At 66.6% G+C, this 9,313-nt stretch carries 7 protein-coding genes and 1 pseudogene; 6 read left to right on the plus strand and 2 right to left on the minus strand.

Going from position 1 to position 9,313, the window contains the following annotated elements:
- Positions 1–57: 57 nt before the first annotated feature.
- The 3 genes from K7472_RS17055 (at position 58) to K7472_RS17065 (ending at position 5,161) form a co-directional block, all read left to right on the plus strand.
- Complete coding sequence (locus K7472_RS17055; RefSeq protein ID WP_222978854.1) at positions 58–2,019, plus strand: TIGR03960 family B12-binding radical SAM protein; 1,962 nt, start codon at positions 58–60, stop codon at positions 2,017–2,019.
- 853 nt (positions 2,020–2,872) lie between these two features.
- A complete protein-coding gene (locus tag K7472_RS17060) occupies positions 2,873–3,835 on the plus strand; it encodes a hypothetical protein (protein ID WP_222978856.1) in 963 nt (320 codons plus the stop codon).
- Between the two features lie 405 nt (positions 3,836–4,240).
- Positions 4,241–5,161: an aminoglycoside phosphotransferase family protein gene (locus K7472_RS17065; RefSeq protein WP_222978858.1), complete on the plus strand. Its 921-nt coding sequence runs from the start codon at positions 4,241–4,243 to the stop codon at positions 5,159–5,161.
- 3 nt (positions 5,162–5,164) lie between these two features.
- Here the strand turns inward: K7472_RS17065 and K7472_RS17070 are convergent, their stop codons facing one another.
- A complete protein-coding gene (locus tag K7472_RS17070; protein WP_222978859.1) occupies positions 5,165–6,535 on the minus strand; it encodes an NsdA family TPR-like regulatory protein in 1,371 nt (456 codons plus the stop codon).
- 290 nt (positions 6,536–6,825) lie between these two features.
- Between K7472_RS17070 and K7472_RS17075 the strand changes: the two genes are divergently transcribed.
- Entirely contained in the window at positions 6,826–7,287 is a 462-nt protein-coding gene (locus tag K7472_RS17075; protein ID WP_252395722.1) for an ATP-binding protein, read from the plus strand.
- Between the two features lie 208 nt (positions 7,288–7,495).
- Positions 7,496–7,711 (plus strand): DUF7848 domain-containing protein, encoded by a 216-nt coding sequence (locus tag K7472_RS33830; protein WP_443729197.1) that lies wholly within the window; start codon positions 7,496–7,498, stop codon positions 7,709–7,711.
- A gap of 306 nt (positions 7,712–8,017) precedes the next feature.
- Here K7472_RS33830 and K7472_RS17080 read toward each other — a convergent pair whose 3' ends face one another.
- Positions 8,018–8,695: a DUF4232 domain-containing protein gene (locus K7472_RS17080; protein WP_222978864.1), complete on the minus strand. Its 678-nt coding sequence runs from the start codon at positions 8,693–8,695 to the stop codon at positions 8,018–8,020.
- A gap of 399 nt (positions 8,696–9,094) precedes the next feature.
- Here K7472_RS17080 and K7472_RS17085 point away from each other — a divergent pair.
- Positions 9,095–9,313: pseudogene (locus K7472_RS17085) on the plus strand (RNA polymerase sigma factor SigF); the annotation flags it as partial.

Raw genomic sequence — 9,313 nt, forward strand, 5'->3', positions numbered from 1 at the left:
CGACGCGTTACGCTGGATGGTCCCCTGCCAGCACACGAGAGACACCGAGACACTCTGATGCCTGTCGAGTCGGTCTTCCCGCGCCTGGAAGCACTCCTCCCGCACGTCCAGAAGCCGATCCAGTACGTCGGAGGGGAGCTCAACTCCACCGTCAAGGACTGGGACGCCTGCGACGTGCGCTGGGCCCTGATGTACCCGGACGCGTACGAGGTGGGCCTGCCCAACCAGGGCGTCATGATCCTCTACGAGGTGCTCAACGAGCGCGAGGGCGTGCTGGCCGAGCGCACCTACAGCGTCTGGCCGGACCTCGAGGCGCTGATGCGCGAGCACGACGTCCCGCAGTTCACCGTGGACGCGCACCGCCCGCTGAAGGCGTTCGACGTCTTCGGCGTCTCGTTCTCCACCGAGCTGGGCTACACCAACCTGCTCACCGCCCTCGACCTGGCCGGCATCCCGCTGAACGCCGAGGACCGCGGCATCGACGACCCGGTGGTCCTCGCCGGCGGGCACGCCGCGTTCAACCCGGAGCCGATCGCCGACTTCATCGACGCCGCCGTCATCGGCGACGGCGAGCAGGCGGTCCTGGAGATCACCGACGTCGTGCGCGCCTGGAAGGCGGAGGGCCGCCCCGGCGGGCGCGAGGAACTGCTGCTGCGGCTGGCGAAGACCGGTGGCGTCTACGTGCCGCGCTTCTACGACGTCGAGTACCTGCCGGACGGCCGCATCGCGCGGGTCGTGCCGAACGCGTCGGGCGTGCCGTGGCGGGTCTCCAAGCACACCGTGATGGACCTGGACGAGTGGCCGTACCCGAAGCAGCCGCTGGTGCCGCTGGCCGAGACGGTGCACGAGCGGATGTCGGTGGAGATCTTCCGCGGCTGCACCCGCGGCTGCCGCTTCTGCCAGGCGGGCATGATCACCCGCCCGGTGCGCGAGCGCAGCATCACCGGAATCGGCGACATGGTCGACAAGGGTCTGAAGGCGACCGGATTCGAGGAGGTCGGCCTGCTGTCGCTGTCGTCGGCCGACCACAGCGAGATCGGTGACATCGCCAAGGGCCTGGCCGACCGCTACACCGACGACAAGATCGGCCTGTCGCTGCCGTCCACCCGGGTCGACGCGTTCAACATCGACCTGGCCGACGAACTGACCCGCAACGGCCGCCGCTCCGGCCTGACCTTCGCCCCCGAGGGCGGCAGCGAGCGCATCCGCAAGGTCATCAACAAGATGGTCTCGGAGGAGGACCTGATCCGCACGGTCGCCACGGCCTACGGCAACGGCTGGCGGCAGGTGAAGCTGTACTTCATGTGCGGCCTGCCCACCGAGACCGACGAGGACGTCCTGCAGATCGCCGACATGGCGACCCGGGTGATCGCCAAGGGCCGCGAGGTCTCCGGCTCCAACGACATCCGCTGCACGGTCTCCATCGGCGGCTTCGTGCCCAAGCCGCACACGCCGTTCCAGTGGGCGCCGCAGCTCAGTTCCGAGGAGACCGACGCGCGGCTGGCCAAGCTGCGGGACAAGATCCGCGGGGACAAGAAGTACGGCCGTTCCATCGGCTTCCGGTACCACGACGGCAAGCCCGGCATCGTCGAGGGCCTGCTGTCGCGCGGCGACCGCCGCCTCGGCGCGGTGATCCGCGCGGTGTACGAGGACGGCGGCCGCTTCGACGGCTGGCGCGAGTTCTTCTCGTACGACCGCTGGATGGAGTGCGCGGGCAAGGTGCTGCCCGGGTTCGGGCTGGACGTCGACTGGTACACCACCCGCGAGCGCGGCTACGAGGAGGTCCTGCCCTGGGACCACCTGGACTCCGGCCTGGACAAGGACTGGCTCTGGGAGGACTGGCAGGACTCCCTCGACGAGACCGAGGTCGACGACTGCCGCTGGACCCCGTGCTTCGACTGTGGCGTGTGCCCCCAGATGGACACCGCCATCCAGATCGGCCCGACGGGCAAGAAGCTGCTGCCGCTGACGGTGAAGAACGCCGGCTCGGAGCCCGCGTCGAGCGGCCATGCCCACTGACGCGAGGGGGGCACTCGATCGGGTGATTGAGGCGCTTGCGGGGGCGAGCGAGGAGGAGGTGGCCGCGCTGATGACCGCGGTGCGTCCTCCGCGTCCCCGTCGGTTGGTGCCTTCGGCCTCCTCCCGTACGCCGGTGCCGGTGCCGGCGAGCGGCGAAGGCATTCGGTCCGAGGTGGAGTGGGTCTAGCGGACCCTCCATGAGACCCTCTGCGGCGTGGGGGATGCGGCGGCTGGGCAGGGTGCCCGGAGGTTTCTGGCAGGGGTCCGCGTCGGTGACGTCTGTCATGGGACGGTCGTCGCGGTTTCCCGGTCTGAGATGTCGGTGATGCTGGACGGCTTCTTGGGTCGGCCGCTTGGGACGGTGGGGTCGTTGGGCGGTTCCTGGTGTCGGGACTTCGCCGACGTTGCCGTGGTCGGGCGGCGGGACGGTCTCGCTCAGCTCCACACACCAGGCGCCGTCCGGCAAGGCGTAGTGAATCTGGATGGCGTGCGGCGACCCGCATGAACACGCAACTCTGTCATGTCTGCAGGCTGTCACGACCCCGCGAGCATCCGCTCAGCACCTGGTACGGGCGCTAGCCAGCCCTTAGCGTGCGCACACATCACTGGGCCTTGTTGCGGGCCTCGATACTGACCACAATCCGACTGCACGGAATGGTTGCTGGTTAAACGTCAGGAGTGCTCTACTGGATCCAGAAGAGCCCAACAGGCCAGTGGAGCTTTGACTTGCAGTCAAGCCTCGGAACATGGACCTGCGCATTGGTCGTGTCGTGCAGACCCTACATCGGTAAGCCTTACCTCCTTGGTAGACGCTGCCGAACGGGAGTCTGCCTCTCGTCACCCGGAGGCGTCAGTGGGTAAGAAGAGCTTCAGGAAGGTTCCCGACGGGATCCAGGCGAAGATCGATGCGCTGCGGGGGGACAGCTACCAGGTCGGCGTTCGCAAAGCCTACTCAATTCAGTCACTCGATGAGGGGGCAGTCGAAAGTCTCGGGGTCCAGTTTCGGAACGGTGAAGTCCACTCACTTGAGACTGTCCTGCCGTCAGCTGAAAACGGTCGTTTCTCGCGGTGGAACCTTGTGGGAAAGATGGTGCGGCGGTCTGACCTTCCCAAGGTTGAACGGACCTGGAGTGTCGAGACGCCCAATTTCGGGGACTGGGGAAAAGGAAGTCACACGACGACGTTTAGTCGCTTTGTCTACCCGGTCGAGGTGCTCCACGGGCAGCAAATTACCATCTCCGTAGCTATTGCCCAAGATTTCAGTGATGAAATTTCCATTGTGTTTCGTGTGAATCGAATATTTCACCGATCTGTAGAGGAAGTACGCGAACTGGTATTCGCCCTATCGCTCCTCCAGGAGAACGTCGGATCTGTAGACGTCGTAGAGAGCGAAGTGTCTAACTCGGAGTGGCTGAGTTCCGTTTCGGTCGCCTGGGAGTTCCTGCCTGTTGGGGCGCGCGATGGGGTGCTTTCTGATTTGTCTCGGCGAATCGGTATTGCTAATAGTGACTCGCGCCGAACAATGCTGGAGGAGCGGATGGGTGTGCTCCTTGACCTTTCCCCAAGTGAACTAATTTACGGAACGAGTGGATTTCAGCGATACGTAGGAGCGCGTTTTGCTCCCAATTTGGTTGCTTTTGAAAATGTTGAGTACGGCAATGCATTGTATGTCATGTTCGAGCAGTGGGAGGCGTTGAGCCGTCTCACGCGTCTGGAACTGTTGGCCGGACCCGGGCGTGGATTCGAACGCATCGTACACAGTAGTGGCTGGGAAAGGCGGCTTCGTACTGCTGTTCTTGCGCGTCGTGACACATAGCGCGCTCATCGCCGTCCGCCAAAGCCTTCTGGCGCCTCTGACGCCTTATGGGCGCCCGCCCTCTCCCTGCCGCTTGCGAGCGTGTGAGGGAAAATAGTTCTGAGGCGGCCAGTCCGATACGGATATGGCGGATGGGCTCCGTGGGCTTTGGGATGTCGAAGTCCGGGTGGATCATCCGTCTGACGCGACTGGGGAACGCGGTCGACCGCTCGGCAGTGAACCGCGCTGCCTGCTCGTGAGCTTGTGGCGTACGCCTGTGGAGAGCGTCTCGCCAGGGGCCGTCAACTCTGAACTCGTTCATCCCAAGCCTAGTGGGTACGGTCTACGTCGTGTCCGCCGTGCGCGAGGTTGGTCGCCGTTGACGCGCGTGGGGGAGGGTCGCGCGACTAGGGAGCTGGTACCGGCATGGCGTCTGAGGTGGCTCGGGCATCGGAGGACGGGTTCAGTTCGGCGGGGGCTGCGCGGGTGGTTGCTGCCGCGTGCAGGAAGGTTGGTCTCGACGGCGAGACGGCTCGGTTGATGCGCTTCGGCGAGAACGCGCTGTTCCGCCTGGACTCGCCGTCCGTGGTGGTGCGTGTGGCGCGGGGCCCGGAGTACCTCGCCTCAGCACGACGCGAGGTGGCGGTCTCCCGCTGGCTCGCCTCTGAGGGGGTTCCTGCGGCTCGCGTCGTGGATGACGTTGAGCAGCCGGTGGTGGTGGAGGGGTGCCCGGTCACCTTCTGGCATCTGATCAACGAGGGCCATCGCAAGCCTACGTACGGGGAGTTGGGCGGTGTACTGCGGGAGCTGCACGCGCTTGAACTGCCCGCCGGCCTGGAACTGCCCGCCTACGACGTGTTGGGGCGTACCGACCTGCGGGTAGAGCGGGCTGCCGGGATTCCGGAAGCCGACCGGGAGTTCCTGCGGGGGCGTGGTGAGGTGCTGCGGCGGGAGCTGAGGGAGCTGCACTTCGACTCTGGGAAGGGGCCGGTCCACGGGGACGCGCATGTCCAGAACCTCATGGTCAACGCTCGCAACGAGGTCGTGCTGATCGACTTCGAGCGTTTCAGCTTCGACCACCCGGAGTGGGACCTCATGGTCACCTCGGTTGAACACCACAGTCTCGGGTGGCAGACGAAGGAGCAGTACGCCGACTTCGTGGCCGCGTACGGGCGTGACCTGCGGGACTGGCCCGGGTTCCCGATGCTGCGCAAGGTGCAGGAGTACCTGATGACCACCTGGCTCATGCAGAACGTTGCCGAGAGCGAACGTGTGGCGGCTGAGTACCAGCGGAGGATCAGGTCGTTGCGGGATGACGCCGCGCCGCGCGACTGGCGGCCTTGGTAGTCGTCACTCGTCGTCGAGGCGGGCCAGGGCTTGCTGAACATGCTCGTTGAACTCGACGACGACGCGGTTGCCGACGTAGGTGTTGATCTCGGTCTGGAAGTCGGTCACATACCGTTGGAAGCGGGCGGACTGGAGCGTGTCTCCGCCGTCGACGGCGAGCATGGCCGTCGTCGCGGCCGTCTCCAACTCGCCGTTGAGTAACTGGCTCTGCGCGAGGACCATGCGGCAGAACTCGAGGGTCCGCGCGTACTGCGGATCGGTGTCGTCAACGGCTCGTTGGGCGTGCTCCACGGCTTCTCGACGGTGCTTCAGGTCCCGGAAGCAGTGGCAGAACTCGCCCATCAGCTCAGCGGAATCGAAGTAGCTGAGCCACTCGGGGTCGTCCGCGGTGCCCGCTCGCTCGAAGTGCCGTTCCGCTTCGTTCATGGCGCGTCCGGCTCCCGGAGCGTCCCCGGAGTTGGAGAGGGCGCGGGCTTCCATGGCCACGAACATGGACATGGCCCGGGGCGTGGCACGGGAACGTGCGCCCTCAGCCGCTGCGCGGGCGAGTTGCACGGCTTGGTTGTGCTCGCCCAGGTAGTTGGCCTGATGGCTGAGGTTCGCCAGGACACGCGCGCCGAACGCCCGGTCGCCGATGACCTGGGTGAGCCGCAGCGTGGAGATGAGGTAGCGGTGGGCCAACCGGTGGTTGCCGGAGTCGTAGGCCGTCCAACCGAGAAGTTGGGAGATCTCCGCTGCGGCGCTGAAGAGGGCCGTGCCCACCTTCTCGCTGTAGCTGGCGCTGAGCAGCGGCAGGACTTCGTGGCGGAAGTAGTGACGCAGCGCCTTGTGGCCGTGCCCGCCGCCGTACAGGAAGTCCAGGCGCATGAACATGTCTGCCGCCGTGCGTACGGCCAGGACGTCGCGCAGGCCGACACGACGAACGCCTTCGCGGGGAGCGCTCAGGCCATCGGGTCGGGAAACCATCCATGACAGGACGGCTGCGCTGAGATCGCCCTCCGCCACGAGTAGGCCGCTCGTCGCCGAGGCCGCCAACGGCTCGTCGGTGAGGCCGTCGAGGGTCGTGAGAGCGTCCGACAAAGAGCCCGGGTACGCGAGGGGTTGTGTTTCCGCCGGCCGTTGCTCGCCGAAGAATCCGAGGTCAGTGGGCGTGATCTTCCGCCTCAGCTTGGTGCTGAGGGCGTCCGCCATGAGGGCCGCAGTCCTGGGCTGGATACCGGCGCCGTCCCGCCACCTCTGTACGGAGACGTGCGTCGTGCCCAACTCGACTCCGCGCTGTCCGGCGAGGTCGCGCATACGCTTGGCGAGTCCCTTGTTCGAGACCCGGGCTTCCGCCATCAGCGAGATCAACTGCTCGTTCGGCTCTCGGCTCATGCTCCCTGCCACCCCTAGGTACGCGGCCGGGTTTCATGGTGACACAGCTCACTGACAGGGGGTTCATTCGTGAACCCCATTGGACCGCAACGGTGTTCACGTGAACCCCCCGGTGAACGCTCCCGGATTCTTCGGCGGGATCGTTGACTGTTCGTCACGCGCAACGGTCTTTGCTGACAGGAGCGAACGCGATGAACACCCCTCTGCGTGGAGTTGGTCCCCGCGCTTCCGAGATCGCTCGGCGGGACTGGAACTGGGTGCCGAGTCTTCCGGTCCACAGGTTCCGGGCCATGACGCTCGTCGCCGAGTCCCCCGACACGGTGCGGGCGGCGCGCAACATGACCGGCGATGCGCTCGAAGAGTGGGGTCTGTCGTTCCTCGTTGACGACGCGCGCCTGGTCGTCTCGGAACTCGTGGGCAACGTCGTCCATCACGCCGTACCGGACGATGGCCGGTCCTGCCCCGGCGCACCGCGCCGTATCGACGTGGCGCTGCGCCAGTGGCCGAAGTGGCTGTTCATCGAAGTCGTGGATGAGGACTCCACCCCGCCGTCCTTGCCCGCCGCGGAGGCGTTCTCCCCGGACCTGTCCGAGGACCTCCCTGAAGCTCTGCTGCCCGACAGCGGCCGCGGGCTGCTGATCATCCAGCGTCTCGCCGACGCGCTGTGGTGGTCGCCCGAGGCTTCGGGGGGCAAGACGGTGGTGTGCCGCTTCGACCTTCCGGCCGGAGCGGCGGCATCTCCTGCGGGATGAACTCGGCTTGTTGTCCTTCCTGTCCTCCTGCGCGATCGGAGGCGGGTGGCAAGCCGATGGCTGGGCGGGAGTGACCACCTCGCCCGGCCGAGCGCGGCCCCTTGAGGGTCGAGGGGCCGCGCTCGCTCGAACAATGCGAGTCGGACTCCGTTCAATGGAAGGGGCGGACGTGACCACCACGGTTCGAAGGGGCCTGGTTCGGTCCCGGATGCGGTACGCGCAGTGGGTGCTGACCAACGAGAAGAGCGGCGGGCCGCCCGCCCATGCGGCTGAGTGCGTCGCCTGCGGGGAGTCATCCGAAGGCGCGGATGACTGGGAGCCTCCCCAGCTCTGGTGCCTCAGGCACGCGGGCCGGACCGGCCACGATCTGTTCCGAGGAATGGTGACCAGCTACTTCCGGGCGACGATGCACCAAGTCCTCTGACGGAGGCTGCGACCGTCGGGTATCCGCCTGAGCGCCCTGGACGTCTGCTCACCCGACGTCGGCAAGACCAAGTGAAGAACGTGACCAGGCGCACCCGCTGCGCCGCCCCGCGTGCTCTGTCGTGCGCAGGGCTGATCAGACGGGACGGCGTCCGTCGCCTCGAACCAGTCGAGCGATCGCCGGGACCGTGTTCCCACTCGCCGACGCGAGCGTGGACGGCCTTACCGCCGCTGCCAGGGGGTGACTCCGTGAATCGCACCCGTTCCCGGCGGCGCCACGCCCGGCGCCGCCGTTCCGTCAGCGCTCCTAGGAGCCCGGCTTGAAGACCGGGGTGACCTCCAGGCGCCCGGTGTTCTTGTCGCTCACCGGCTCGCTGAAGGTGACCGGGGCGGTGACGGAGTGCGTCTCGTTCGGAGGGGTGATCACGAGCCCGGTGACCTCGACGCCGGAGCCGCCGGTGTTGTTGATCGTGTAGACGACGTTCGCGGTGGCCGTCTTGCCCGCCCGGAGCGTGAACGGGATCCCGACCTCCTGCTTGTCGCGTTCCACCGACTCCGTGCCGTAGTTGGTCTTCAGGTCGACGCCCGGGAACCCGGCCATGCGGCAGTCGGCGCCGTTGTTCGTGAACGTGATGAGGACCGCGCCCAGGCCGGGGGCGGCGCCGGGGGCGTTCTGGCCCTGGTTCTTCGCCGTGATGCGCAGGTTCGCGGTGCGGCACGTCGACGACGACGAGGAGGAGGCGTTCGAGCCGCTCGCCCCGTTCCCGGACGAGGACCCGCCGGAGGAGTTGGACGATCCGCCGGACGCATCGGACGAGGACCCGCTGGACGGCAGGGACGACGAACTGCTGGTCGGGGTCGAGGACGACGCTGCCGTGGAGGACGAGTCGTCGGACGATCCGCATGCCGTGGCACCGGCGCCGAGCGCGACGACGGCCAGCACAGCGGCGGTGCGACGAACGGCCTTGTTCAGCTTGGCGGTCATGGTTCCCCTTCTCAGCGCCGGCTTCCTGCTGCGGCGCCCACCGTGTCGAGTGCGTCTTACAGGAGGTAGGACGTCCCCTCGTGGCAAGGGAGTTCACGCAATTGCGTCCGGAACCTGTAACAGCCGTCCATCCTGCCAGCCTGCCCGGCATGGGTGGTCGCGGAGTCCCGGCGACGAACGACGCGAGGCATCACCGAACTCGTGAGGAGCAGCGGGACGAGTGCCGAACAGAAGGCGAAGGCCAAGGACGTCCCGCGCCCTGACGGAGGCCTTCCCCGGGCGGAGGAGTGCTGGTGCCCGCTGAGACCTCTCCCGTGTGGCGCACGTCACGCATCAAACAGTGCTTTCGGGGTAGCCGTTGCATCAGTTCTCAGCATTTCAGCTGGTCAGGGAGGGGTCATGGGAGCGCAGGCCGGATCGACGGTGGTTCGTACCTCGCAGGATGTCGAAGACGTGTCCCGCGCCGAAGTGGCGCTGGGCGACGCGTTGTCGGTGAAGGACGTGCGGGCGGTCTCGAAAGCCATGTTCGCCCGGATGGGCACGCTGGAGGAGGGCACGCACGAGTACCAGTACGTGCGCAACTGCCTGATCGAGGCGAACATGGCCCTGGTCCGCTAT

This window comes from Streptantibioticus parmotrematis, from assembly GCF_019890615.1.
Taxonomy (GTDB): Bacteria; Actinomycetota; Actinomycetes; order Streptomycetales; family Streptomycetaceae; genus Streptantibioticus_D; species Streptantibioticus_D parmotrematis.

What these genes read in the sequence shown, in the direction of transcription:
- K7472_RS17055 (WP_222978854.1), top strand. Translation starts at nt 58, where the DNA reads ATGCCTGTCGAGTCGGTCTTCCCGCGCCTGGAAGCACTCCTCCCGCAC.
- K7472_RS17065 (WP_222978858.1), top strand. Translation starts at nt 4,241, where the DNA reads ATGGCGTCTGAGGTGGCTCGGGCATCGGAGGACGGGTTCAGTTCGGCG.
- K7472_RS17070 (WP_222978859.1), bottom strand. Translation starts at nt 6,535, where the DNA reads ATGAGCCGAGAGCCGAACGAGCAGTTGATCTCGCTGATGGCGGAAGCC.
- K7472_RS17075 (WP_252395722.1), top strand. Translation starts at nt 6,826, where the DNA reads ATGACGCTCGTCGCCGAGTCCCCCGACACGGTGCGGGCGGCGCGCAAC.
- K7472_RS33830 (WP_443729197.1), top strand. Translation starts at nt 7,496, where the DNA reads ATGCGGTACGCGCAGTGGGTGCTGACCAACGAGAAGAGCGGCGGGCCG.
- K7472_RS17080 (WP_222978864.1), bottom strand. Translation starts at nt 8,695, where the DNA reads ATGACCGCCAAGCTGAACAAGGCCGTTCGTCGCACCGCCGCTGTGCTG.